We start from the raw sequence: 24243 nt of genomic DNA on the forward strand, positions 1-24243 counted from the left end.
GTGAAACGGTGCCAATCGAGGTTGCGCCGCCGAAGTACGTGGTGATCGTCAACGCGGTGCAGCAGCGCATCGAGGACGGCACCTACCCGCCGGGCTCAATGCTGCCCAGCGAGACCGAACTCATCCGCGAGTTCGGCGCATCCCGTCCGGTCGTCGTCAGAGCGTTGGATCTGCTGCGGCAGGGCGCCTGGATCGAGAGTCGCCAGGGCAAGGGCCGATTCGTCCTTGGCCGTCCCGGCGGCGACGAGCAACGCTCGCGGGAACGCCGGTACGCACTCCTGGACGACGACGAGCGGGCCGGATCGACGCTGTTGGCGGCCGGCACCGTTCCCGCTCCCCCACGAGCCGCTGTCGCCCTGGGCTTGGAGCCGGGCACACCGGTCGTGGCGCGTCGGCGCCTCATCACCGTTGACGGTCTCGGCCCGGTGGAGTTGGGCACGGCGTTCCTGCCCGTAGAGCTGGCCGAGGGAACTCGCGTGGGCACCGATGACGCCATGCCGGAAGGACTGCTGCGGCATGTGGCGTCCCGCAAGCGGCTCAGGTTCGACCATGTGGCCGAACGCATCTCGGCGCGCTTGCCGAGCAAGGAAGAGGCTGCGCTGTTACGGGTCAGCGAGAGCGATGCTGTGCTCACGGCACTTCTGACCATCTGTGATCGGACCGCCAAGCCGCTGATGGCGCTGGACGTGCTCCTTCCCGCAGCGCGGCACGAGCTGGAAGACGTGTACCCGCTCGACTGACCTAAGTGGATTAGCCACTTGACAAGTCAAGTTGGCACTACTTACCTTCGATGCAACTTAACAAGTCAACTGGTCGAGTTGTCTTGTGGCTCTGGAGGTTTCTCGTGGTTCCGATGACGTTGAAGGTGCCGGTCCCGTCCGAGTACGTCTTCCCTGCCGGGGCGCTCTGCCTCGGCGTCTCGCCGCAGATCGACTTCGAGCGGCGCGGTGAGGCGGACAACCAGGCGCGGGACAAGGACACCGGCGAGCGAGTCTGGGTTGTCAGGGTGATGGACCTGGACCCGGAGGCCGGCAAGTTCGGTCGGTCGACCGAGGTGAAGGTCAAGGTGGTCGCGCCGCAGCAGCCGGTGCCGCCGCCGTCGACCGTGCCGGGCTACCCACCAGCGGTGGAGTTCGAGGGCCTGACCCTCACGCCGTACGTGGATTCGCAGCGGTGCAAGCCGGGCCGGACCTCGGGTGACTGCCGCTCCCGGATGGCGTACTCGCTGCGGGCGACCGCGCTTCGTCCGGCATCGGCTGTCCCCGGTTCGGTGGCGGCCTGACTGGTCGCTGTTTGACGCGCGGGGCGGGTCGTTTCCCCGCCAAGAGTCCCGACCCGTCCCGCGCTCTCCCATCCCTCAGCTGTCGAAGGAGGGCGTGATGCCCACCGTAGTTCCCCCTGCCCTGATCGTCCTCATACCCCTGCTCGTCGGCGCGGTCCTGCTGCTCACCCGCGCTCGCCTGGGCGGGCTGCGGCACGCCTACCGGGAGATGGAAGCCGCCCTGCGATCGGCGCTGCGACTGCCGCCGGCTTCCGGTCGGGTGTGCGCGATTCGCTGCCCGCACTGCTGCCGGTGGGTCAAGCCTCGCCGATTCGACCTGCGGCGTATGTCGTGTCACTCGTGCATCGCCACCCTGGCCCGCCCGCACCGGGACGGTGACCTGTGCCTCTGATCAACATCATTCCGGGGGACAAGATCCCCATGGCGCCGATGAACGTGCGTCTTCCGGCGTGGCGGGTTCCGGGTTGGCTACTGGTGTTCTGGTGGCTGGCCCGGGGCCTGTTCCGCCTCACGGTGCTCGCGGTCCGGTACTGGTGGCTCAGTGGCCCGGCCGTGCTCGCCCTGTGGATCCGGGCGGAGTTCGGCGGCCTGGTCCTGGCCGGCGTCGCCCTGGTCCTCGTGGCCGGTTGTGCTGGCTGGTGGCGGTGGCATCCGTCGTCGTGGCTGCGCTTCGGCTGGTACCCGCTCGTCAGCCGGGTCAGAGCGCTCTTCGTCTACCGGCGGCGGTGGGCGTCGGTCATGGCTACGTGTGGGTTGGCGACCGCGTTCGCCGGTGACCGTTACGTGCCCCAACTGCTGCGGGTGCGCAGTGACCGGTTCGGCGATGAGCTGACGGTGCGGTTGTTGCCGGGGCAGATCCCGGATGACTGGGGACAGGCCGCGGAACGTCTCGCCTACGCCTTCCGCCTCCGCACCGGGCAGGCACGCTCGACGGCTCGTCCGGATCGAGTGGTGCTGCGGCTCGTGCGCCGCGACCCGCTGGCCGGCATCGTGGCGCCGCTGCCAGTGGCCGAGGTGCCCGACGTGGACGGACTCCCCCTCGGCGTCGACGAAAACGGGCAACCGTACCGGCTGCGGCTGGCCGGGTCGCATGTGCTGATCGCTGGCGCGACGGGTTCGGGCAAGGGGTCGGGTGGGCCGCGGCGAGCGCCTGGTCGCGTTCTTCGCGTGTCTGTACTTCGCGGCGCTGCGGCCGAGTGAGGCGCTGGCGCTGCGTGAGCAGGACTGTCACCTTCCGGCGACCGGGTGGGGCCGGCTGACGCTGGTCGACAACCGGCCCCAGGCGGGCAAGCGGTGGACCGACAGCGGCGAGGTGCACGACCGGCGTGGGTTAAAGCACCGGGCGGTGGCGGAATCCCGCGTTGTGCCGGTCCCGCCGGAACTGGTGGGCATTCTGCGGCGGCACGTCGACCGGTTCGGCGTCGCCGAGGACGGCCGGCTGTTCCGCAGCAGTAAGGGCAACGTGGTGGCCGCGTCGACGTACTCGCGGGTCTGGAAGGCGGCGCGGAAGCTGGCGCTGACTCCGGTGCAGGTGGCGTCCCCGCTAGCCGGGCGCCCATACGACCTGCGGCACGCGGCGGTATCGCTCTGGCTGAACTGCGGGGTTCCGGCAACTGACGTCGCCGCCCGCGCGGGTCACTCCGTCGACGTGCTGCTGAAGGTGTACGCCAAGTGCATCGACGGCCAAGAAGCCACGGTCAACCAGCGCATCGAGAACGCGTTGGATGGCCCGAGTGTGTAGTCTCGCCAGCAGCTCTACCAGTCCGGATGGAGCAGGTGGATGATTTCACCGATAGCTCCCCCTGACGATCAGCTCGGGCATCGTGCAACACCTCTCGGCTTGTCCTCGCCGACCCAGGCGGAACAGACCTCTGGCGGCCTGGTTGACCCTGGTTTGCTTTGGCTGATGGCCCGCTGGTGACCGCGATCGCCGGCATGAGCCGCCCATCACGCGTAGACACGCTGACCGCCGTCCGGCCCGCCGCACCTTTACCTGGACCTGCTCAGAGGTCTCTCGAGCACGCTCTTAGCCCGTTGCGTCGTCGATCAGTCCATAGGGCGGCTGATCCACCCGTCGCGAGAAGCGCAGGATCACGTCGTCGTCCGCTTCAGGCGGTGGTGCGTTGTCGGCAAGGACGATTTGCGCTCCGGCGCCTGGGCCTGCGAGCCAGGTGTGCAGGTGCTTGTAGAAGTCCGCGATGGTGACCGTGTCTGCGAATTCGGCGTCGCGCTCGCCGGTCTGGCCGAGGTTCTTCTGTGGGCTGTCCAGGAACAGGAAGCCTGGGTGAGCGGCGCCAGTTTCCCACGCGACTTCGAAGATGGCGAGCTCCCAGGCCAGGGAGATTAGTGTGCGTCCGCCCGACGAGGCATCTGTATACCTGAGGTTTCGCATGAAGGGCGTCAGCTCTTCATTGAGATAGGCGTCGCCGAACTTCGGGTACTTCCACGCCTCAAGGATGGCGGCGAACCGGTCGCTGATGCGGCGCACGATGGCAGCGCGGTCGGTGCGCTCGTTGGTGGCTGTCGCCAGTTCCTCGCGCAGCGCCTTGATCGCGGTTTCCTGGCGGCTGACATCGCCGGCCCGCCGTTCGAGGCTGCTGATCATCTGCAGCCCGGTCTGTGCCCGCTGCACTACCGCGGCGGCCTCTTGTCGTCGCCGGGACAGCGCATCTCTTTCCGCGAGGAAGGGGCTGATTGCCCGGGTCGTCGCGTTGTCGACCTCTGCAGCGGCGCGAGCTTCAGCATCGCGCGTCGTCGAGGCATTCTCCTTCAGCGCCCTCACCTCTGCGTCGAGGTCATCGACGAAGCGGGTGAGCTCAGTCAGGCGCTTCTTCGTGGCTCGTAGTTCGGTACTGACGTCGAAGACCGGCTCGGGTGGCTCCCCTCGGTGCCCGTTCAGTCCTTCATGGTCATGTTGCTGTGACGCACCGTTCGCGTCTGGCTGGTCGGCCAGCACGCGTCCAGGCGCAGCTTCGCCCAGGGTAAGGCCGGCCATTCCGGCGGCGACGGGGTTCTTGCACAGCCCACAGGATCCGTCCTCGATCTCTACCGTTCGTCCGAGGGGGGCGAGACACGCAGGGCAGACGCGGACGCGTAGAGGGTCGAACAGTTGATGCGCCTCGCCCAGCATGGTCAACTTGGCGACGTCGTCCGCATACTGGGCACGCAGGGGAATCATGCGGCGCAGTTGGGTTTCGCGGTCCCGTACGAGGGCGGCAGCGCGCCGCGCCGCGGCTGCCGCCGCCTGGTGCCTGGTGCGTAGTTCCTCTGCGAAGTCGGTGGCGGCAGCGGCGCGCTGGTCGAGTACTTCGAGTGCCCGTTCCACGGCCCTTTGGTCATCGCCAGCGCGGTCGAGGGCCATCTCAAGTTCCATGCGACTGCCGAGTCGCTGTTCCTCAACGATCTGCTGGGCGGCTTCGTAGGTCGCCCTGGATCGTGCGAGGCGTGTCTCGAGTTCCTTGACGCGCCGTCCGAGGTCAGCTGCCCGGTCGTCATGGACGTCGAACACAACGTCGACCACTTGGCGCAGCTTGATTTTCTTCATGACGTGGTTCTCGAACAACAGATTTTTGCTGGCCACCTGCTCATTGGGCAGGAAGCAGAGCCACATGAGATCTCGGAAGCTAAGCGGATCGGTCCCCGAGTTGTCCTGTGTCGGGGCCTCGCGTAGCAGGACGCCTTCAAGGCCGCAGTGCGCGAGAAGGAGGCTGGACAAACTGTCCGGATTGCCGGCTGGCCTTATCGGGCGCCGCTCGGTCGGGGGGCCACCGCCGTCGTCGAGGCGGCCGGGGCGCACGAGGGCATGGCTGGACGGTTCGCCGACGCTGCGCTCTATGAGATGCGGGATGCCCGAGAGCGCAACCTCGATCGTTGCGGCTGTGACCTTGCTGATCACCTCGGGGTGGCGGGGGTGTTCGCTGGCACCGAGGCAGTAGTCGATGAACTCCAGTACAGCCGTCTTGCCGGTGCTGATGGCACCTGCAATGACGGAGAGGGAGCGTGGCTCATTCGTCTGTTCGTCGACGAAGTTGACGTCATAGTGGCGGTCGGTGCCATGCAGACGGAGTCGGCGGATGCGGACACCACGTGCGCTGCGGGCAGGTGCCGGCGCTTCGGCTGTCATGACGTGGGTCCCGTCGCAGAACTGCCGACCGTGTCATCGTCTGCTTCTTGGCCGGTCGGCTCGGTGAACAGGTCGGCAAGATCGATGCCGGTAGGAGATATCGGGAGCCGGGTCCAGTCGGTGATGCATTCCCGCAGGCGGCTATCGCTGACCTTGCGAAGTCGGTTCATGACGATGTTGGCCGCAAGGGTGTAGGAGTGTGCGTACATTGCGGTGAACCGAGAGGTCAGCTCGTGGCCGGCCGATGTGAGCCGGTACAGGACGTGCCCGCGTACCGCCGTCGTCGCTAGGTCGTAGGCAAGGAGCAGGGCGAGGTCGTGTTGCAGGCGCTCGCGCCTAGTGGCAAAGCGCTGCGCGGGGCTGGCGTACGACAGTGCCCGGTCGTCGAAGCCGGCCATCAGAAGCTCCAGCCGGTCGGGATCATCCTCGGCCGATGCCATGAGCAGCGGATTTGCGGCGATGAAGTCGTAGACCCCGAGGCGTTCAAGGGGCACACCGTCCGGATGGAACTGCGCTGCAGCGTCGAGGAGTAGCACCAGTTGCGCAAGGCGGAAGACGGTGTCGTGCTCGGGCACGACGACCGGTGTGTGAGGGGCAGCGTGGTAGACGCCGGCTCCGGTTGTCATGGCCTGTTACCGCTCGGCTGGGCCGCATCGGCCGCTCTCGGCAAGGGAATCGGTGCGGCCGGTGACTTCCCCCGGTGGTCTACTGCGATATCTTCCCAGTGCGGTACCCATCCCGCACGGCTGTCCTCGACGATGCGGTGCACCATGCCGCACTTGTGCACTGGGGTAGCCCGCAGCGACGACGGCCAAGAGACGTCCATGTCGCGGACTTCTTTCATAACGGCTGCGTGCAGGCCGGGCAGAGTCGAGCCCGTCGGGTGCCGTTCGGACACTTCGTTGAAGCCAGCTTCCCAGATGCCGTGAACCGTGGCATCCGCCTCCACCAGGGCGGCGATCTCACTGGGTACGTCCTTGTCGACGATCTCTCGCGCCAGCAGCTCGGCGTTAAAGAACTGGAGTTTGGCGGAGGTGACCTGACGGTGCCCGGCCTCTCGAAGCTGCCTGACGAACAGGGTCGTGTCCAGCGAGGCTGCGGCATCGGCGGTCACCGGCAGCACCGGCGGCCCGGCCACGACAGCTGCGGGGGCGGCGGAATGGTACGGGTCGTAGTAGGTACGACGTACGTCAGCGCTATCCGGGGAGATGAGACGCCTGCGCAGCTCCACCTCATTCCACAGTTCGATCCTCACACCGGTTTCGCGCTGCTTGCGCTGCTTCCAACCGGTCCACCACTTGTCCGTAGGCGCGTCCATGCTCGACGGAACGCAGAGGACCCACTGGCGTACGTGGTGGCCGTGCTCCTTAGCCGCCTTCAATGCGGATGTGAAGGATTCACGGATCTGTGCCTGGTGTGACTCTGTGACGAGGGGCATAAAGTACTTCGCCTGCCAGATGACGACCGCGCCAGCCAGGTCACCAACGAGAACGTCGATGGCCCAGTCGCCGGGATTCGCGGCGATCAGGCGCGCGCCTGGATGTGTGGCGCGGACCAGCATGGCGAGCATCTGTTCGAAGTCATCGCGGGCACCGGCTGAGTTGCCTGTTCGTACCTCGTGTGCACGGAAGTTGATCGGGGGCTCACCCGTAGCCAGAATCGGCCCAGCAGTCAGCATCCCGCCCCCCTCCGCGCAGCCTGGCGCAAGCATCCCAAACGATGTCACGGAAGGCAATGCAAGGGTTACTCGAGCGGTGGATGCAGCGGGTGTGCCCTCGCCCTTCTCGGGCTGACTGGCTGCAGCAATGGCGTGTGCGCGGGAGCCAGCCTTGACACCGACAGGCGGCCTCCCCGCCGGCTGGACCACCGGACGGGAGGCAGGAAGCGGTCAGCCCGTGAATCGAAGACGCGTTGGACAGCTGCGGCGACTAGGCGCGCCGACAGCCCCTACCAACCCGGATCTTGCGCCGCACAGCTAGCGCGACCCGGGAAAACTCCCCCAAGATCAGTCCGTGAATAGTCCGTGGACAGCGACAAGTAGCGACATCAGGCGACACACCACTGCATAGAGCAACGCATCAACGGGGGTGCAAACTCCCTGGCCAGTAGGTGTTTCGGCTGATCTTCGAGGTGCCCCCGGCAGGATTCGAACCTGCGACACACGGTTTAGGAAACCGATGCTCTATCCCCTGAGCTACGAGGGCGCGAGGGCCTAGTCTAGCGACCTGGGGGTTCACCTGGGGTGGCAGGGAGTGGCCCATGCTCACCCACGTTCCCCGAACCGCCGTTCGCCCAGCCCAGGACCACACCCGGAGCACACGAACCCCGGTTTGCGACCGGCGGTCGGCCGGGGTGACCCGCGTTGACACCGGTTCGCCCGGGTTGGCATCCGCTGGAGGAGTCTCTACGCGAGTTCGCATGACGCCACCTCTGCTGATCTTGGTTCTTTGGGCTGGTAGGGGGTCTTGTCGCGGATGCAGGCCCAGAGGACGTTGAGGCGTTGTCTGGACAGGGCGGCGGTGGCTTGGCGGTGGGTCTTTCCTTCGGCTCGTTTCTTGTCGTAGTAGGCGCGTGATCGTGGGCAGTGGGTCAGGGCGGTGAAGCTGGACATGCTGAACACCCGGCGCAGACCCCGGTGGTAGCGGTGAGGCCGGACCTGGTGACCCTTTCGGCGGCCGGAGTCGCGGGAGATCGGGGCGAGGCCGGCGTGCGCGGCGAGCGCTGCGGGGCTGGCGTAGGTGGTGAGGGTGCCGGCGTGGGCGAGGAACTCGGCGGCGAGGGTGGTGCCGATGCCGGGCAGGCTGGTGACGATCTCCCCCAGCTCGTGCTCGGCGACAACCGCGGCGATGGTTTCTTCGATGGCGGTGATGCGACCGTTGACCGCTTCCAGGTCGGTGGCCATCTGCGCCAGGATCCCGGCCGCGGTGGTCTCCCCCGCGACGGCGACGGTCTGCGTCCGGACGGCGGTGAGGACCTTGGCGGTGAGTGCCTTGGCGGCCCGGACGCCGTGCTGGCGCAGGTAGGCCAGGATGCGGGCTTCACCGGCGCGGCGCAGCCCGGCGGGAGTCTGCCACTGCGCGAGGAGCCTCAGGGCGCCCTTGCTGCGCAGGTTGAGTGTCTTCTCCAGGGCAGGGCTGATCATGGTCAGCAGGTCCTGGACGCGGGCGGTGATGCGGACCCGGTCGGCGACCAGGTCCAGGCGGCGGGAGACGAGCAGCTTCAGCTGCTGCTGCACCCCGTCCGCGAGGGTGAGGGTCGGTAGGTCGCCGCGCATGCGCAGGGTCTGGGCGATGACGTACGCGTCGTGAGCGTCGGTCTTGCGTTCGCCGTGGAACGCCTCCGCCATCCGCGAGCTGACGGTGCCGCTGACGTAGCGCACGTCCGCGCCCCGGTCGAACAGGACCGCCAGCAGCAGCGAGGCAGGTCCACCCCGCAGGTCGACGGCCCAGCGGATCGGCTTACGGCGCTTACCGAGCCGTCCGGCGATGCCGGAGATGGCCTGCTGGTCGTTGGGGATCTTCTCGGACAGAACGACGGTGCCGTCGTCGTCGATAACGCACAGGTGGTGGTGGGTCTTGCCGACGTCGACGCCGGCCCACAGGCTGCCCATCGGGCATCACCCTCTTCGGTTGTCTGGTCAAGGGGCGTGGACCCGCCGCGGTTCAGTAGCCACAACTTCGGAAAGGGTGATCGGTCGCAAGTCTCCATCCAGTGCTGATACAGCGGTCATCAGCGAGGGCCGGGGCGTCCTACTCCAAGCTGGCCATGACATCGGCAGCACACACCCAGACAGTCACCCGACCCTCCGGGTCCACCCCGCCAAACGACACGCTTCGATGTCCGGTTGCGGGTGCCGGCGGAACCCCTGGAGTCTGCTGCGGTCGGCATCGGCTTTCTGGGCGGCTCCGGTACGCCGCAGCCCCTCAGGTCCTTCCCGCAAATTGCGGCACCGGTCTCCGGGCGGCGAGTCGCGCGTCAGCTGTCGAGGCCGCACGGAAAAGAGAACGCCGACACGGGCGTACGGCGTGATCGGGCCGGCGGTTGACATGCGGGTCCGTAGACGCCGGCGCCTCTCGGGGGACGATCGCCCTGCGGCCAGGGTGGAGCGGCGCCCGGCCCGGCTCCGGTCGAGGACCACCCACTACACGTGCAGGTGGCCTGATCGACGGCACGCCGCAGTACTTGCGCCTGGGCCTGAGCCGGATGACCGCGGATGGCGCCGCGGTCACCCGGTCGTCGTCAGAGCGCTGCGGGTCGATGGCCGGGCGGGCGTCGGCTCAGTGTTCCTGGCGTACGCGCTGGATGAGGTCGCGGTACCAGAGCGCGCTGTCCTTGGGAACGCGGGTCTGGGTGTCGTAGTCGACCCGGACGATGCCGAAGCGTTTGGCGTACCCCTCGGCCCATTCGAAGTTGTCGAGCAGTGACCAGGCGAGGTAACCGCGGACGTCGGCCCCTTCCTGCCGGGCCCGGGCGACCGCGCGGATGTGCTCGGCGAGGAACGCCGTCCGGTCGGTGTCGTGGACGGTCCCGTCGGTGTTCGGCCGGTCGTCGAAGTACTAGTCGATCCTGGGTCGGCGCCACCACGCCGGCAGCCATGCCGCGAGACCGTGACGCGCTTGATTGCGCAGTTGCGCCGCGGTCAGCGGGGGGCGCGGATCGAGGCCCGGCGCCGGCCGCGTCGCGTCAGGTGAACCGTGGCGTGCGGCTGACAGCGACACCACGCGCTGACGCAGCCAGTCGATGGGATCGGCGGCTGAGAGCCAATTCCAGTGCCGCCATGCCTCGCGGAAGGCTGTCTGTGCGATGGCATGGGCCGACGCGGGGTCGCCGGTTGAAGTGTAGGCCAGCTGGACCAGCCGCGGATAGTAGACCTCGTAGCAGCGATCGAAGTCGTACTCATCGATCACGGTTGCCGTCCCCACCGCCAGGCCGGCGACCACCAGTTCGCCTTGCCCAGCAACGCCATGGTCGCCGGGACGAGCAGGCCGCGGATGATTGTGGCATCGACGGCGATGGCAACGGCCATGCCCAGGCCGAACATCTTCACCACCGGATTGGTGTGCAGCACGAAGCTTGCGAAGACACACACCATGATCAGGGCTGCGGAGGTTATCACCTTGCCGGTGCCGGCCAGGCCGCGCCGAACGCTGAGCCGATTGTCCCGGGTGGCCTGCCACGACTCCTGCACCGCGGTCAGCAGGAACACTTCGTAGTCCATGGAGAGTCCGAACAGGAGGGCGAATAACATCATCGGCAGGTAGGCCTCCACCGGGATCGGGCCGTCGAGGCCGGTCAGCTCCACGCCCCAGCCCCAGGTGAACACGGCCGTCAGCGCGCCGTAGGCGGCCCCGATCGACAGCAGGTTCATCAGCGCGGCCTTGACCGCGATGACGGAAGCGCGGAAAGCGATCAGCAGCAACAGCGCGGACACCAGCACTACGATGCCGATCAGCCACGGCATCCGGTCGGCGATGCGGTCGGCCAAGGCGCCGCGGATCGCGGTCTGGCCGGTCGCGTGCAGGCGCATCCCCTCGACCGGCGTATCCAAGATGGACTCCACGACGGCGATGGTGGCCGGATCGCTGGGCGCGGTCGCCGGGATCACCCGGACCGTGACCAGGGCGCCGTCCGGAGCGACGCGCGGCTGCTCCACGCGGGCGACACCGGGTGTGGCCTTCAAATGCTGGGTGAGTGAGGCAAGGCGCGGGTCGGCGGGTCCTGTGATCGGGCTGTCCGGCTCGGCGACGACGCTGATCGGCCCGTTGATTCCCGGCCCGAAGCCCTCGGCGAGGATCTCATAGCCGGTGCGGGCAGCTGTCCCCTTTGGCTGGTCGCCCGCGTCGGTTTGGCCGAGCTTCATCCCGAGCACCGGCGCCGCCAGGGCCAGCAACACGATCGACGCGGCAATCGCGTACCGCAAGGGATGACGGGTGACCCGGTCGGCGATCCGCCCCCACCGGGAGTCGTCGATCTCCCCGTCGCGTGCGCGGAACAGCCGCAACGAGTTGACCCGTGGGCCGAGCACGGCAAGCAGCGCCGGAAGCAATGTCGTCGCCGAGGCGACCGCGAGCACCACGGTGAGTCCCGCCGTCCAGCCCAGCGTGGTGAGGATTGGCACCCCGGCGATCGCCAGCCCGCCCAGGGCGACGATCACCGTGCCGCCGGCGAAGGCCACGGCGCTGCCCGACGAGGCAACGGTTTCCACGATCGCCTGTTTACCCGGCGTGCCGGCGGCGAGCAGCGCCCGGTACCGCGTCAGAAGAAACAAGGCGTAGTCGATGCCCACGCCAAGCCCGATCATCGTGGCGAGGGTGGTCGCCACGCTCGGCATGCCGGTGACGTGGCCGGCCAGTCCGATTAGGCCAAGTCCGCACACGAGCGTGACCACAGCGGTGAGCAGGGGCAATCCTGCCGCCACCAGCCCGCCGAAGGCGACCAGCAGCACGGCCAGCGCTACGGCCAGTCCCAGCAGCTCGCTGGTGCGCGTCTCGGTCTCCGGCAGGGAAAGGGCGCCGCCGGGTACGGTTTGGATGCCGGCCTCGGCGGCCGGCGACGCGGCGGCGACGACCCGATCGGACAGGTCGTGGCCCACCTCTCGCGGGCCGAGGTCGAAGTTGACCGTCGCGTATCCGATGCGGCCATCAGCGCTAATCGTGCCTAGCTGCGCGCTGGGCGGCACGACCTCGACGACGTGCTCGACCTGCCGCACCTGCGCCGCCGCGGCGGCGATCGCGGCTTGATTCGCCGGGTCATCGAGGCGTCCTTGCGGAATCTTCAGGATGATCTGCCCGGTAGCGTTGCTCGCGCCGGGAACGTGCGCTTCGACCAGATCTCGTCCCAGCTGGGCGTCGCTGCCGGGCAAAGAGACGTCCTCCTCGACCGGCCTGCCGAAGCCGGCCACGAGAGCGCCGATGGTTGCAGTCAGCAACAGCCAGCCGATGATCACCTGCCACGGCCGCCGCACGGCCAGGCGGCCGACGCACGTCATGGCGCGGCGCGTCGCCCCGGTCTCGACGGCTTTCATGCCGCGCCTCCGCAAGACTTCGCACCGTCATTGCCGCCGGCGGTTTCCAGTGCGAGATCCTCGCCACCGATCGACAGCCGCAGGCCATCGTCTGCCGCCGTGACCTGCCGGTAGCTCAAGCCGCCCGGCAGCGGGGGCAGCTCGCGGGAAATGCCGCTGGCACCAGGGATCTTGGCGGGCAGGGCATCGACGGAGGTTCGCAGACCCAGCACCTCGACCTCCAACGGCACTACCCGCAAGGTAGCGCCGGACAGCAACGCCTCAGCGAAGACGGTCACCGGGACTCGGCGGCCGAAGAGCTCCGCGGTGGTCTCGATCGCCACCAGACCGTCCGAACCCGACAGTCTTGCCCCGTCCGGCGCCTGCGTCACGAGCGAGGAATAGTCCATCACCAGGCCGGCTTCCACCCGCCCAATGCGCACCTGCCCCTCGCCGCCCGGCACGGACACGTCGTGCGCCGTCGCGCTGGCCTCGCGGACAGTCAGCTTGGCAAGGCTGATCTGCCGAGCCAGCACTGACACCGCCTCGTAGCGGCCGTCCATCGCCTGGGCGAAGAACGGCACTCCATGAATGTTCACCTCCGGCACCTGGGGCAGGCCCGCCACGCACGCCAGCCGGCTGGCGAGCTTGTCCTCCGCGAATCCCGCGGCGGCCTGATCGACGGCGACGGCCATGCCACCGCTCACCAGCACCGCTGCTGCCACCACAATCCTTCGCCGCCATGCACGCGGCATTCTCGTCCACACCCGGCCTATGCAACCAACAGCCGGCCGGAGCCAGACGCGAGCGTGATGAGAGTTTGTTAAGAAGTGGGTAAGGGCAGCATGAACCAGACGGTGGTGCCGCCGTCGGGTTCGCTCTCCACACCGGCGCTGCCGCCGTGCGCGCGGACCGCCTCGGCGACAATGGCCAGGCCAAGCCCGCTGCCGGCGCCGCTACGCGCCGGATCGGCCCGGTAGAAACGCTCGAAGATCCGGCCACGCGCCGGCTCAGGCAGCCCGGGGCCGTCGTCGCGGACCTCGACTCGCACGTCGGCGGCGTGCTTTGCCACGGCGACACAGGCTGCCGCGTCGACCGGGGTGTGCGTGCGGACGTTGGCCAGCAGGTTGGCCATCACCTGCCGCAGCATCGCTTCGTCACCGCGGACGAGCACATGCGGCGGCGAGTCCAGCGCGATCTCCCGCTCCGGCTGCGCGGCCAGGGCGTCGGCCACCGAGTCACGCACGACGACGGCCAGGTCCACCAGATCGGACCGAGCCAGCGGCTCCGCATCGAGGCGAGCATCGCCGGGCCGGGACGCGTCCAGGCGCGCCAGAAAGAGGAGGTCGTTGACGATCTTGCTCATCCGGGTGGACTCGTCCTCGATGCGGGCGAGCACGTCGGGCCGGCTCTCCATATCGATCGTGCCCGAGCGCAGCAACTGCGCGTAACCACGGATCGATGTTAGCGGGGTGCGCAGCTCATGGGAGGCGTCCGCAGCGAACCTGCGCATGCGGTCCTCTGACTCGGCCCGGGCGGCCAACGCGGAATGGATGCGTTCCAGCATCCCGTTGACCGCAGTGGTCAACCGGCCTAGCTCTGTCCTTTCCGGATGGTCTGGTTCGGCCGGGACCCGGCGCTCCAGGTCGCCGTCGGCGATGGCGGTCGCCGCGGCGGCGATCTCCTCCAGCGGGCGCAGCCTGCGCGCCACAAGGAGTCGCGACAGCAGCACCAGCAGCGCCACCACGAGCGCCGACACCACTGCCTCGACGGCGGCGAGCTTGCCCACGGTGGCCTGCACCGAGCCAATTGACTGTCCGATGAGGATTATGTTTCCGCCGGAATCGACCGTCATCACCCGGTATCGGTCGTCCAGCCCGGTCGAGGTGATCGTGGTGAGGGCGGACACACCGCCAGGCGGCGGTGAAGGCGCCAGGTCGAGCAGTGGCCGCGCCGGCAGCCGCGTGGTGCCTGCCACGCGCGAGAGCGCACCGTTGCGCTGGCGCACCTCCACCAGGAATTCGGTCGGCGCTACGGCGGTGCGCACGGCTTGGTCCCAGTCGCCGGAGCCGGCCAGCGCCTGTCCGCGCTCGGACACCAGCGCCGCCGCCGCGACCAGCTGGCTGTCGATGCGGTCCAGCAGGTACGCACGCAAGGCCAGGAGGCTGGCCACACCGGCCACGAGCAACGCACCGATGGTTAGCCCGGCCACGGCGAAGGTCAGCGAACCCCGCAGGGACCAGCGCTTCATCCCCGGTCCAACCGCAGCGCGTAGCCGAAGCCGCGATGGGTCACGAAAAGCGGTTCGCCCAGCCGATCCAGTTTGCGGCGCAGATACCCGACGTAGGTGTCGACAACATTCGAGTCGCCGCCGAAGTCATAGCTCCAGACCGCCTCCAGGATCTGCGTGCGCGACAGCACACGCCCGGCGTTGAGCATGAGGTAGCGCAGCAGCTTGAACTCGGTCGGCGACAACGAGACCGGCTGGCCGGCCCGGCGTACCAGAAGGGTTTCCTCGTCAAGCTCCAGGTCCGCGTAGCGCAGGACCGGCGATGGCGTCTCCTGCACGCCGTTGACGCGGCGTAACACTGCCCTGATCCGGGCCAGTAATTCCTCCACGGCGAACGGCTTGGCCACATAGTCATCGGCGCCGTAGGTGAGCCCGGACACGAGATCCTGCCGGGTGTCTTTGGCGGTGAGGAAAACGATCCCGAACCGATGGCCGCGGGCGCGCAGTTGCCGGCAGACCTCGAAACCGTCGCCATCGGGAAGCATCACATCGAGCACGACCAGGTCTGGCTGGTCCTCCTCAGCACGCGCCTGCGCCTGCGCGGCAGTCGACGCCGAGGTGACCGTGAACCCGTGAAAGGTCAACACGGTGATCAACATGTCGACGATGTTCGGCTGATCGTCGACGACGAGGATTCGCGCACCGGTACTCATAGCCACACCAGGAGATCACACCCACATGTGAGTTTGATGAGAATTGCCGCTGACCGGGGTTTCCGCTCAGTGAAAGTGCCCGGTGGGCTCTGCGCGCGCCGGGCCGCAGGCTGGTGTGGTGCGCACGCAGGTGGCGATCGTGTGGGGCCAGGCCGGGTGTGCTGAGGCTGTCGGATCTGCCGCATCGCGCTGGCACCGAACTCGGTCGTGGTGGAGATCCCCAGTTGCGACTACGGCGTTCCTGGCAACACCATCGGTGGTTACCACATGGCGGAGATTTAGCCCGGTAAGGAACGGTAATCCGGGCCCGGTTGCTTGGGCTCGGCATCTAATTTCCCCTGGGCACGGGACCGCAATAGTGCGCCATGCTCTGGCTGCTCGGGTCTTTACGTCTGGGCGTCTGGGGATGACGCGCCAGGAGTTCGCTACCTTCTTGCGGTAGATTTCCTGGGTGGTGCTGTCCCAGGTGCGTAGCTGCGCGGCGGTCAGTTCACCGGAGGCGGCCGGCGACGACCCGGCCGCCGCGGCGTAGCGGTGGACCCCTTCCACGAACAGGCTCGCCCGCATGGCCCGCAGATCGAACATCAAATGACCGCGTACCGAACGCAGATGTTCCCGCAGATCGAAAGCCAAGGTCCTCGCAGATCGAAAACGCGGCCGTTATGATGACGCCGTGCCCACACCGCACCTAGTCCCCCGCCGCGCCGCCGCGCAGGTCAATGCTGCCCTAGCGGACACCCGCGTCGTCTTGATCAGCGGAGCACGCCAAGCAGGCAAGAGCACCCTGGTTCGCCTCGTTGCCGGCGATCGTCTAGCCGAGCGCCGCGATCTTGATCGGGCGCAGGACCGGGCAGCGGCGATCGCCGACCCGGTCGGATTCGTGGACTCCTCCGAACTCTTGGTCATAGACGAGATTCAGCGCGCTCCGGAACTACTGCTGGCCATCAAGGCAGCAGTCGACCAGGACCCCCGCCCGGGCCGTTATCTGCTCACCGGCTCGTCACGGTTGTTCGGCATGGTTGCCGCCCCGGACGCGTTGCCCGGCCGGATGGAGACCGTGGAACTCTGGCCGTTCTCCCAAGGAGAACTCGACGCTGAGCCGGACGGATTCATCGACGCCGTCTTCACGCTCGGCCCGGACCTGCGACACGAGTCGGAGGTGACCCGCGCCGACTACGCGGCCAGGATAATGCGCGGCGGCCTACCCGAGGCCACCACCCGTACCGACCCGCGCCGCCGCCAACGGTTCCTCGACGCCTACGTCCAGGCGCTCATCGACCGCGATGTCCGGCAGCTGTCCGACATCCAGCACAAGGGCGAGCTACGCAAACTGGTACGCCTGCTTGCGGCCCGATCCGCGACCATCATCGCCGCCAACTCCCTCGAATCCGCACTCGGGCTCAGTCGACCGACGATCGCCCGCTACCTCCAGGCCCTGGAAGAGATCTTCCTGATCAAACGGATCCCGGGCTGGTCCCGCAACCTGGGCACCCGGGCCACCGCCGCGTCGAAACTGATCTTCGTCGACTCGGGCATCGCCGCCAACGAGATCGCGACCGACGGCCGGGCACTGCTCCGGCCGGGCGCACCGTTCGGCCCGCTGCTCGAATCATTTGTCCTGTCCGAGCTATCCCGGCAGCTCACCTGGTCCGAGCAGTTCGTCGACCTGTCCCACTACCGCGACCAGAGCAGGTACGAAGTCGACGCGGTGCTGGAGAATAGAACCGGCCAGGTGGTCGGGATCGAAGTCAAAGCAGCCACCACCGTCGGACCCGACGACTTCCGCGGGCTACGCCGGCTCGCCGAGCGCCTCGGCAATGACTTCGTCGCCGGCATCGTCCTCTATACCGGAACCTCCACGCTGCCGTTCGGCGACAGACTCCGCGCCATGCCGGTCAGCACCCTGTGGCAGGCTCCCGCCCCGACAGCAGACTGACCTCGCCCGCAGGTCGCTCCTCAGCCGGTCAGGGCCACCGAGGACCGAAGAGCGTGGTCTGCTGATCTTCGGCAAGCGATCGCAGCGAGGCCCCGCGAAGCGATCGGCACGCACCAGGCAAAAAGCAGAAAGCCGCAGGTCGTCGGCCTGCGGACACCGGCGGAGCGTCGGGTTATGAGTCTCCATGCGACTCCGGGTGATCTTGACAGGCAGGGTGGATCGGCCGGCACGATGGGGTTGCGTCGGCCGGGAGCGCGCTGGTTCAGACTGCGGCGTGGATCGCTGGCGCCGGTCGGATAAAGGACCTGAATTGACGGCCGACGAGGACAGGGGCGCCGTTAGCGAATCACGCAGCGGCGCCTGGCCAGGTCATTGGTCGGGGTGAAGCTTCAGCAGGCGGTCGACGAGGGTGGCTGGATTGGCTGGCGTGGTGCCGAACAGTAGGGCTGTGTACAGCGGTGCCACGACGATGTCGACGACCTGTTGGAGCGTGGGTGGATTCTCGCCGCGTGCGCGGGCCCGATCGAGTAGTGCCTGCATCTCGTCGAACCGTCGGGTGAGGGCGGGTGGTAGTTCCGCCTTGGTTCCGAGACGGACGGCGACCAGTGTGCGCAGCAGTAGTTGTCCATCTGGGCCGGAGAGGTCTTCGGCGACGCGGTGGGCGTAGTCCTCCAGGTCGGCGTGGAGGTTGCCGGTGTCGCGTATTGGCGAGCCGGTGGTGAGGCGTTCGGCGACCGCGTCGAGTAGTAGGCCGTCGAGGGTGCCCCAGCGCCGGTAGAGGGTGCCCAGGTGCACTCCCGAGCGCTCCGCCACCTGGGCCAGGGTGAGTTGGGTCAGCGGTTGTTCGGTGGTCAGGTCGTCGACTGCGCGTAGGACGTCGGCGCGGACTCGTGCGGTGCGTCCGCCGGGGCGGGACTGGTGGTTACTCACGGGGGCAAGCCTAACGCGAGAAGTTTGGCGTTTGACCGTGTCCGGGCTATGGTTTGACGCGAAGATGTTCGCGTTAGGCGGCCGACCCGCCGACCCGGGCCCCTTCAGCACCCATCGGAAACACCAAGGAAGAGGACAAGCACCATGAACGTTCGCGAAACCGCCCAGCAAGCCTTCAAGAACCACCTGGAGTACCTGTCGTCCGGGCGGATCGAGGAGTGGGTGGACCTGTTCACCGAGGACGGAGTCCTGGAGTTCCCGTACGGCCCGGCCGGCTTCCCGAAGAAGGTCGAAGGCAAGCAGGCCCTGTTCGGCTACATGCAGAACTTCCCCGAGCACTTCAAGGTGGAGTTCATCGACCTGCGTTTCCACGAGACCGTAGACCCCACCCTGGTCATCGCCGAGTTCAAGTCCGTGGGCCGGGCGTTGAGCACCGGCAAGCCGTACAACCAGACCTACATCTCCGTCGTGGAGACGGTGGAGGGAAAGATCAGCCGCTACGTCGACTTCTGGAACCCGCTGGTCGCATCCGAAGCACTCAACGTGGCGAGCGACGAAAGCATGTACGCGGCGTTCGACGCCAAGTAACCCAGTGGTGATGGGGCGCCTCGAGTCGAGGCGCCCCTCCGCCACCACCTTCAGCCACCACGAAGAGGAGTTGCGACATGCGTCAACAGGATCTGATCGACCAGTTCGCCATCCAGCGGGTGATCAACGAGTACGCCTGGTTCGTGGACCGCCGGGACTGGGACGCTCTGGTGGCGACGTTCGCCGACACCGTGGTCGTCGACTACACCGCGATGAGCGGCGGCGACGCAGAGACTCTCCCCGGCCCCGAGCAGGTAGATCGGTGGCGACGGGAGCTTGGCGTGTTGGATGGCACCCAGCACGTGGTCACCGGGGTGATCGCCGACGTGACGGGCGATACCGCCACCGCGACCGCGAACGTGCTGGCCTGGCTACGACGTGACAACGTGCCGGGCGGGCGGCTGTGGCACAACGGCGGCACGTACGAGTTCGAGCTGCGGCGCGTAGGCGAGCGATGGCGAATCAGCAGGTTGGTAGCCCGACCGATCTGGATCGAGGGAAACATCGGTGTCTTCGCACAGGGACCCGAGTAATCACGGTTTCCTAAGCCGACCAGCAAAGCAAACCGCTCACCTGCGCGCCCGCAGAACCGAGGCGTGCAGCCCGAGCAAAGCCGGTCAGGACGCCCACCGTTGGGCCGAAGGATCCGAAGGCGGCCGGCCGCCCGCGTTCGATCCGGTCGTCTAGCGGCAGCGTCACCTAGCGGACGCGAAGTCCGGTGACAAGGAGGTCGACCAGGCGGCGTGCGTCGTAACGGGGATCGTTGCCCGCGCCGACGCAGACATTGCCGACGCCGCGCAGCAGTCCGTAGCCGTTCGTGTCGGGGCGGATCTCGCCGGCGGCGACGGCGGCGTCGAGGAGCTGGTCGCAGACCGGGACGAGCCGGTCGAGGAAGTAGGCGTGCAGGGTCTGGAAGGCGGCGGCGTCGGACTGTAGCGCTGCGGCGGACACGATGTGCGAGATGCGGCGTTAGGTCCCGGCTCTGATTTGTTGGTCCAGACCTGTTCGAGCAGATCGAGGATCTTGGGCAAGGAACGGTTGGTAGTCGACTCCACATCGCTCCTCTGCATCGGATCGTTGCCGGTTGGCCGCGGGCGACTAGTGTGCCGACCATGGCCCGGCCGGTGCAGGAGTCGCCGCTGATCGGCCGTGAGCTGGAGCTGGCCACGGCGGTCGAGTCGCTGCGTGCCTCGGACGGACCGGGCGCGCTGATCGTCGGATCAGCCGGCGTCGGCAAGAGCCGGCTCGCCCGCGAGGCGGTCGGACACGAGGCCATCACACGGGTACGCGGCGCGCGAACCCTCGCTGTCCATGGCGCCGCCGACTCCGCCGAGCTGGTGCTCGGCGCGCTGGCCGGTCTGCTCGGCCCGCCGGGGTCTGACCAGACCAGCCTCAGCCCGGTGCAGGTCGGCCTGCTCGGGCTACGCCGGATCGCCGCGCAGGAGCAGGGCCGGGTGATCCTCTCAGTCGACGACGCGCACCTGCTGGATCCGGTCTCTCTCGCGGTGTTGCACCACGCCGCTGTCGACCGGACTCTCACCCTGCTGGCGACCGTACGCAACGATCAGTCGGTCCCGGATGCGGTCACGGCCCTGTGGAAAGACGCCGGAGTGGTCCGGATCGACCTCGCGCCGCTGAACCCGTTGGCGTCCGAGGCGCTGCTGACCGCCATGCTCGGCGGCCCGGTGGAGGGTCGGACTCTGCGCCAGTTGCGGGACACCGCCGCCGGCAACCCGCTCTTCCTACGCGAGCTCGTCATCTCTGCCGATGAGGCCGGGTTGCTCGACCAGACCGGTGGGCTGTGGCGGCTTACCGGCCCGATGACCGCCGTACCCCGGCTGACCGAGCTGCTGACCAACCGCCTCGCCGCCACCAGTTCGGCCGAACGCGACGCGCTGGAACTGCTTGCCGCCGGCGAGCCGGTCCCACTGCGGCTGGCGGTCGCCCTCGTCGCCGAGGACACCCTGGAGGCCCTGGAACGCCGAGGTCTCCTCTCCGTCAGCCTCGCCGACCCGCCGGTGGTCCGGCTCAGCCATCCGCTCTACGGCGAACTGCTGCGTGCCGGCACTCCGGCGTTCGGCCGCCTGCGGCACCTGCGGCGGCTCGCCGACGCGGCCGAGCCGGAGACGCCCTGTTCGGCATCGGCCGGGTGCGGGGAGGATCGGCTGCGGGTCGCCCGCTGGCGGCTCGACGCCGGCGGCCCGGTCAACCCGCAGGTGATGCTGGCCGCCGCGGAACAGGCGACCAGAAACCGGGAGTACGCCCTGGCGTACCGGCTGGCCGACCGGGCCTTCCAGGCACACCGTGACGTCGCCGCCGGGCTGGTTTCGGTACGGGCGCTGGTGCAGCTCGGCCGCGTCGACGAGGCACTCGCCCGCTGCGCCGAGCTGACGAAGCTGGCCCGGTTGGCCGAGACCGATCTGGACCGGCTGCTGGTCGCCGTCGAACACGCCGAGATCCTGGTACACGCGATGGACGACGTACCCGCTGCACGCAGCGTCGTCGAGCGTGCCCGCCAAGACCGAGCACGGGTGACCGGCGCGGACCCGACCGCCGCCGGCGACCCGGCGGCCTGCCCACTGGCCGCGTTCGACCTGTACCTTCGCTCGGTGCAACTGGACTGCACGGTGATCGAACCGTCCTTGGCGGTGATCGGCAGCGATGCACCGATGCCGGCCCGTTTAGCGGCCAGCGGCGCGGCTGGCGGTGCTCTGCTGGTCGCCGGCCGGTACGCCGAGGCGGAGGCACTGATAGCGCATACCATGCCACTGACCAGCGGGAACATCGGCGGTAGCCAGCTGCAGGCCGCCGGCGCGTCACCCGCCGCTGCCGCGTTGCGCTGTTACCGGCCCGACCCGGCCGCTGCCCTGGAGTTCGCCGAACACGGCTACCAGGCCAGTCTGCATCCGACCAACCCGGTCAGCCAGGCGCTGCACGCACTGGTGCTCGGCCAGATCGCTCTGGTCCGCGGCCGGCCACGCACCGCGTTGCGCTGGGCGCGGGAAGCCCAGTTGGTCGCCGAAGAGATCAGCCTACGTCCGGTGTGCCGCTGGTCCGTCGCCGTTGGACTGCAAGCCGCCGCGCAACTCGGCACCGACGCCGACATCGAGGGTCTCACCGCCGATCTGCACCGCTACGCGGGCGGACCACGTTCGATGCGGCTGTTCGACATCGACGTCGCCCGCGCGTACGCCTGGCGGGGTGCGGTCGTCGGGGACGGTGGCGTCGGTATCGGCGTGCTGGCGGCGTCGGTCGCCGAACACGGCCGGCTCGGCGCGGTAGGTGCGGGGGCACTGGGCGCACTCGATCTGGTGCGGCTCGGTGCCGGCGCGCGAGCGGTGACGCTACTCGCCGCGTATCCGCCGCCTCCTGGCTGGCTGCTCGGTCACACCGTGGTCCGGTACGCCGCCGCCGCGCAGGCCGCCGATCCGGCCGGACTACTGAATGTGGCCCAGCAGTTCGCCGGGTACGGGATGCCGTTGCACGCCGCCGAGGCCGCCGCTCTGGCTGAGGCCGCCGCCCGAACCGGCGTCGCCACCCGCGACAGGGCTCCCGGGTCGGCCGGCGGCGATCCGGCGGTGGCAGCCGGCGCGCACCTGCTCGCCGAGGCGCAGTTGGTGTCGACCGGCGAGCCGGCCAGCACTCCGGCGCTGCGGCGCCGCGGCCCGGTCAGCCAGTTGACCACACGCGAGTGGGAGGTGGCGTTGGCGGCTGCCCGTGGTGAATCCGCTCGGGGCATCGCCAGCCGGCTGCATCTGTCGGAACGTACCGTGGAGAACCACCTGCATCGGGCGTACGCCAAGCTCGGTGTCTCTGGCCGTGCGGAGCTCCGGGCAGCCCTCGGCCCGCATGGAGGCTCAGCTCGGCGCGGTTGAGTACCCGGGCACTCATGCAGTATCACCAGCGCCAGTGGTGGGCTCGGACGACCCGACCACCGTGCCGGTCACTCGCCACCGCGCGCCTCCCTTCGAAGGGCCTTTCCCTCATGCGTCGCAGATCGTCCGTTCTCACCGCCGCAACACTCATGACGATTGGCGGTCTGCTACTCGGCACCGCCACGCCGGCCGTCGCCGACCCGCCGATGGTCAACTTCGCGGACCTCTGCGGGGCGGTCGGTTTCTCCTGGGACACCGGGACGATCGGAGGTGACGACGGCTGGCAGACCACGGTGGTGCGCAACGACGCCGTGATCGACGAGTTCTCGATGCGTTCCCGGGGAAGCGCGGAGTACGGCGCCAGCGACGGTGACCTGTTCGAGATCCGGCGCGAGGGCCTGCCGACATCGAGCTACCTGCACCGTACGCCGGAGGGCTGCACCGACGCGCCGCTGCTGACCGTCACCCCGACCAGCGGCTGCGACGGGCTGGTGTTGTCCTTCAGCAACGAGGGAACCCGTCCGGTTCCTGGAATCCAGGTCCTCGCCGACGGCTACCCACCGTGGGAGGTGGCGCCGCTCGCTCCCGGTCGCACCGAGCTTGAGCTGCCGCTGGTCGACGGCGACCCGTTCTACGTCCGTGGCCCACGGGCCGGCGGTGGTTGGTCCACCTGGTTGACCGGCACCCATGTCCGGCCGACCGACTGCGCCGTCGAGCCAAGCCCGAGCCCCAGCGGCGACCCGGGCCCCAGCGCTGGCCCGAGCGCCGACCCGAGCCCGAGCGTCACCACGCCGGGCGCGAGCGTCACCACGCCGGGCGCGACCGTCCCGCCGGGCGCGAGCGGCCAGCTGCCGATCACCGGCGCCCAGACCGCACTGATCTCCATCGCTGGACTGGTCCTGCTCGGCACCGGAGTGGCGTTGTTCGTCGCGACCAGGCGTCGCCGGGTCAGCTTCAGCACCGCCGGACGGCAGTGATCTGCGTGAACACCATGGCGATCACCCGACGGTACGGCGTACAACTCCTCGCGGTCGCGTGCGCCCTCACAGCCGTCGGCTGCGGCGGACCGGACGACACCCGGACGCCGGCCGGGGAAGCGACGGCGGTGTCCAGTGGTTCCCAGTCGGCCCGGCCGGGGGAGTCCGCCCGAGACGAGGAGGCCACCGCAGTTGCCGTCTGCGAGCTGCTGACCATCGCCGAGGCCGGTGACCTGTTCGGCACCGTCGCCACGGTCGACAGCGGCGAGGAGTCGACCCGCGAGTGTGTCTGGGTGGGCCGCGACGGCGCGATGCACCAGCTCCACCTGCAGGTCTACACCGGACGGTCGTTCTATTCGCCGGCGCGCTGGGGAGGCACCGGCGAACCGGTGACCGGGCTCGGCGACGAGGCGTTCCTGATCCGCAGCAGCCCGCTCGGGGTCACCGCCGGCACCCGCGACGGTGAGCACGTCGTCTTCCTCAACTACCAGATCCTGCTCAGCGCGAACGCCAAGCCGGCGCAGCGGGCCGACAATGTGACGCGACTACTGCGTACCGCTGTCGACCGGCTCTGAGACCAACCACC

21 protein-coding genes, 1 tRNA gene and 2 pseudogenes are annotated in these 24243 nt (G+C 68.5%); 11 read left to right on the top strand and 13 right to left on the bottom strand.

Annotation, left to right across the window (positions count from 1 at the left end; genetic code table 11):
• The first annotated feature begins 8 nt into the window (after positions 1-8).
• From D7223_RS24945 to D7223_RS24965, 5 genes are all read left to right on the top strand, one after another.
• A complete protein-coding gene (locus D7223_RS24945; RefSeq protein ID WP_120730885.1) occupies positions 9-740 on the top strand; it encodes a GntR family transcriptional regulator in 732 nt (243 codons plus the stop codon).
• Positions 741-853: 113 nt separating this feature from the next.
• Positions 854-1282 carry a hypothetical protein gene (locus D7223_RS24950; protein WP_186832284.1) on the top strand — a complete coding sequence of 143 codons (429 nt, stop codon included), beginning with the start codon at positions 854-856 and terminating at the stop codon, positions 1280-1282.
• A 97-nt stretch (positions 1283-1379) separates the two neighbouring features.
• A complete protein-coding gene (locus D7223_RS24955; RefSeq protein WP_120730887.1) occupies positions 1380-1673 on the top strand; it encodes a hypothetical protein in 294 nt (97 codons plus the stop codon).
• 38 nt (positions 1674-1711) lie between these two features.
• Positions 1712-2482, top strand: a complete 771-nt coding sequence (locus D7223_RS24960) for a hypothetical protein (RefSeq protein WP_238162201.1) — start codon at positions 1712-1714, stop codon at positions 2480-2482.
• Positions 2415-3023, top strand: coding sequence for a tyrosine-type recombinase/integrase (locus D7223_RS24965; protein ID WP_238162202.1), 609 nt, complete (start codon positions 2415-2417; stop codon positions 3021-3023). Before D7223_RS24960 ends, D7223_RS24965 begins: the two co-directional genes overlap by 68 nt.
• A gap of 285 nt (positions 3024-3308) precedes the next feature.
• On the opposite strand, the gene D7223_RS24970 is transcribed toward D7223_RS24965, so the two are convergent.
• The 11 genes and pseudogenes from D7223_RS24970 to D7223_RS25020 all read right to left on the bottom strand — a co-directional run bounded on the left by D7223_RS24970 (position 3309) and on the right by D7223_RS25020 (position 15351).
• Positions 3309-5405 carry a DNA recombination protein RecN gene (locus D7223_RS24970; protein WP_120730889.1) on the bottom strand — a complete coding sequence of 699 codons (2097 nt, stop codon included), beginning with the start codon at positions 5403-5405 and terminating at the stop codon, positions 3309-3311.
• Positions 5402-5980, bottom strand: coding sequence for an ABC-three component system middle component 2 (locus D7223_RS24975; RefSeq protein WP_238162203.1), 579 nt, complete (start codon positions 5978-5980; stop codon positions 5402-5404). Before D7223_RS24975 ends, D7223_RS24970 begins: the two co-directional genes overlap by 4 nt.
• A gap of 47 nt (positions 5981-6027) precedes the next feature.
• Positions 6028-7083, bottom strand: a complete 1056-nt coding sequence (locus D7223_RS24980; protein ID WP_186832285.1) for a serine/threonine protein kinase — start codon at positions 7081-7083, stop codon at positions 6028-6030.
• Positions 7084-7536: 453 nt separating this feature from the next.
• Positions 7537-7609, bottom strand: a tRNA-Arg gene (locus tag D7223_RS24985).
• A 200-nt stretch (positions 7610-7809) separates the two neighbouring features.
• Positions 7810-9015 carry an IS110 family RNA-guided transposase gene (locus tag D7223_RS24990; protein ID WP_120730891.1) on the bottom strand — a complete coding sequence of 402 codons (1206 nt, stop codon included), beginning with the start codon at positions 9013-9015 and terminating at the stop codon, positions 7810-7812.
• A 667-nt stretch (positions 9016-9682) separates the two neighbouring features.
• A pseudogene (locus tag D7223_RS24995) lies at positions 9683-9958 on the bottom strand (family 1 glycosylhydrolase); the annotation flags it as partial.
• A 3-nt stretch (positions 9959-9961) separates the two neighbouring features.
• A complete protein-coding gene (locus D7223_RS25000) occupies positions 9962-10312 on the bottom strand; it encodes a SigE family RNA polymerase sigma factor (RefSeq protein ID WP_158610930.1) in 351 nt (116 codons plus the stop codon).
• Complete coding sequence (locus D7223_RS25005) at positions 10309-12429, bottom strand: MMPL family transporter (protein ID WP_120730893.1); 2121 nt, start codon at positions 12427-12429, stop codon at positions 10309-10311. Before D7223_RS25005 ends, D7223_RS25000 begins: the two co-directional genes overlap by 4 nt.
• Complete coding sequence (locus tag D7223_RS25010; protein ID WP_158610931.1) at positions 12426-13133, bottom strand: LmeA family phospholipid-binding protein; 708 nt, start codon at positions 13131-13133, stop codon at positions 12426-12428. The genes D7223_RS25005 and D7223_RS25010 overlap by 4 nt, the downstream gene beginning before the upstream one ends.
• 98 nt (positions 13134-13231) lie before the next feature.
• Complete coding sequence (locus D7223_RS25015) at positions 13232-14659, bottom strand: sensor histidine kinase (RefSeq protein WP_120730895.1); 1428 nt, start codon at positions 14657-14659, stop codon at positions 13232-13234.
• On the bottom strand, positions 14656-15351 hold the full coding sequence (locus D7223_RS25020) for a response regulator transcription factor (RefSeq protein WP_120730896.1): 696 nt from the start codon (positions 15349-15351) through the stop codon (positions 14656-14658). Before D7223_RS25020 ends, D7223_RS25015 begins: the two co-directional genes overlap by 4 nt.
• A 673-nt stretch (positions 15352-16024) precedes the next feature.
• Between D7223_RS25020 and D7223_RS25025 the strand changes: the two genes are divergently transcribed.
• A complete protein-coding gene (locus tag D7223_RS25025; protein WP_120730897.1) occupies positions 16025-17287 on the top strand; it encodes an ATP-binding protein in 1263 nt (420 codons plus the stop codon).
• 369 nt (positions 17288-17656) lie between these two features.
• Here D7223_RS25025 and D7223_RS25030 read toward each other — a convergent pair whose 3' ends face one another.
• Complete coding sequence (locus D7223_RS25030; protein WP_120730898.1) at positions 17657-18217, bottom strand: TetR-like C-terminal domain-containing protein; 561 nt, start codon at positions 18215-18217, stop codon at positions 17657-17659.
• A 144-nt stretch (positions 18218-18361) separates the two neighbouring features.
• On the opposite strand from D7223_RS25030, the gene D7223_RS25035 reads away from it, so the two are divergent.
• Together D7223_RS25035 and D7223_RS25040 are read left to right on the top strand one after the other, a co-directional pair.
• Entirely contained in the window at positions 18362-18805 is a 444-nt protein-coding gene (locus D7223_RS25035) for a nuclear transport factor 2 family protein (RefSeq protein ID WP_120730899.1), read from the top strand.
• 77 nt (positions 18806-18882) lie between these two features.
• Complete coding sequence (locus D7223_RS25040; protein WP_120730900.1) at positions 18883-19338, top strand: nuclear transport factor 2 family protein; 456 nt, start codon at positions 18883-18885, stop codon at positions 19336-19338.
• A 166-nt stretch (positions 19339-19504) separates the two neighbouring features.
• On the opposite strand, the pseudogene D7223_RS25050 reads toward D7223_RS25040, so the two are convergent.
• Positions 19505-19750 (bottom strand): annotated as a pseudogene (locus D7223_RS25050) (SbtR family transcriptional regulator); the annotation flags it as partial.
• A gap of 167 nt (positions 19751-19917) precedes the next feature.
• Between D7223_RS25050 and D7223_RS25055 the strand changes: the two are divergent.
• The 3 genes from D7223_RS25055 to D7223_RS25065 all read left to right on the top strand — a co-directional run bounded on the left by D7223_RS25055 (position 19918) and on the right by D7223_RS25065 (position 24232).
• Positions 19918-22680 carry a helix-turn-helix transcriptional regulator gene (locus D7223_RS25055; protein WP_120730901.1) on the top strand — a complete coding sequence of 921 codons (2763 nt, stop codon included), beginning with the start codon at positions 19918-19920 and terminating at the stop codon, positions 22678-22680.
• 149 nt (positions 22681-22829) lie between these two features.
• The gene (locus tag D7223_RS25060; protein ID WP_158610932.1) at positions 22830-23657 is read left to right on the top strand and encodes an LPXTG cell wall anchor domain-containing protein; all 828 of its coding nucleotides are present in this window, start codon (positions 22830-22832) and stop codon (positions 23655-23657) included.
• 14 nt (positions 23658-23671) lie between these two features.
• Positions 23672-24232 carry a DUF3558 family protein gene (locus D7223_RS25065; RefSeq protein ID WP_147252605.1) on the top strand — a complete coding sequence of 187 codons (561 nt, stop codon included), beginning with the start codon at positions 23672-23674 and terminating at the stop codon, positions 24230-24232.
• The last annotated feature ends 11 nt before the right edge of the window (positions 24233-24243 follow it).

Origin of the sequence: Micromonospora endolithica (assembly GCF_003626595.1) — a bacterium.
Taxonomy (GTDB): Bacteria; Actinomycetota; Actinomycetes; order Mycobacteriales; family Micromonosporaceae; genus Micromonospora; species Micromonospora endolithica.

Excerpts from the sequence above, each read along its gene's own strand:
- D7223_RS24970 (WP_120730889.1), bottom strand. The coding sequence starts at position 5,405 with ATGACAGCCGAAGCGCCGGCACCTGCCCGCAGCGCACGTGGTGTCCGC.
- D7223_RS25015 (WP_120730895.1), bottom strand. The coding sequence starts at position 14,659 with ATGAAGCGCTGGTCCCTGCGGGGTTCGCTGACCTTCGCCGTGGCCGGG.
- D7223_RS24955 (WP_120730887.1), top strand. The coding sequence starts at position 1,380 with ATGCCCACCGTAGTTCCCCCTGCCCTGATCGTCCTCATACCCCTGCTC.
- D7223_RS24960 (WP_238162201.1), top strand. The coding sequence starts at position 1,712 with ATGAACGTGCGTCTTCCGGCGTGGCGGGTTCCGGGTTGGCTACTGGTG.
- D7223_RS24950 (WP_186832284.1), top strand. The coding sequence starts at position 854 with ATGACGTTGAAGGTGCCGGTCCCGTCCGAGTACGTCTTCCCTGCCGGG.
- D7223_RS25055 (WP_120730901.1), top strand. The coding sequence starts at position 19,918 with ATGGCCCGGCCGGTGCAGGAGTCGCCGCTGATCGGCCGTGAGCTGGAG.
- D7223_RS25060 (WP_158610932.1), top strand. The coding sequence starts at position 22,830 with ATGACGATTGGCGGTCTGCTACTCGGCACCGCCACGCCGGCCGTCGCC.
- D7223_RS24980 (WP_186832285.1), bottom strand. The coding sequence starts at position 7,083 with ATGCTGACTGCTGGGCCGATTCTGGCTACGGGTGAGCCCCCGATCAAC.
- D7223_RS25005 (WP_120730893.1), bottom strand. The coding sequence starts at position 12,429 with ATGAAAGCCGTCGAGACCGGGGCGACGCGCCGCGCCATGACGTGCGTC.
- D7223_RS24990 (WP_120730891.1), bottom strand. The coding sequence starts at position 9,015 with ATGGGCAGCCTGTGGGCCGGCGTCGACGTCGGCAAGACCCACCACCAC.
- D7223_RS25020 (WP_120730896.1), bottom strand. The coding sequence starts at position 15,351 with ATGAGTACCGGTGCGCGAATCCTCGTCGTCGACGATCAGCCGAACATC.
- D7223_RS25035 (WP_120730899.1), top strand. The coding sequence starts at position 18,362 with ATGAACGTTCGCGAAACCGCCCAGCAAGCCTTCAAGAACCACCTGGAG.
- D7223_RS25040 (WP_120730900.1), top strand. The coding sequence starts at position 18,883 with ATGCGTCAACAGGATCTGATCGACCAGTTCGCCATCCAGCGGGTGATC.
- D7223_RS25065 (WP_147252605.1), top strand. The coding sequence starts at position 23,672 with ATGGCGATCACCCGACGGTACGGCGTACAACTCCTCGCGGTCGCGTGC.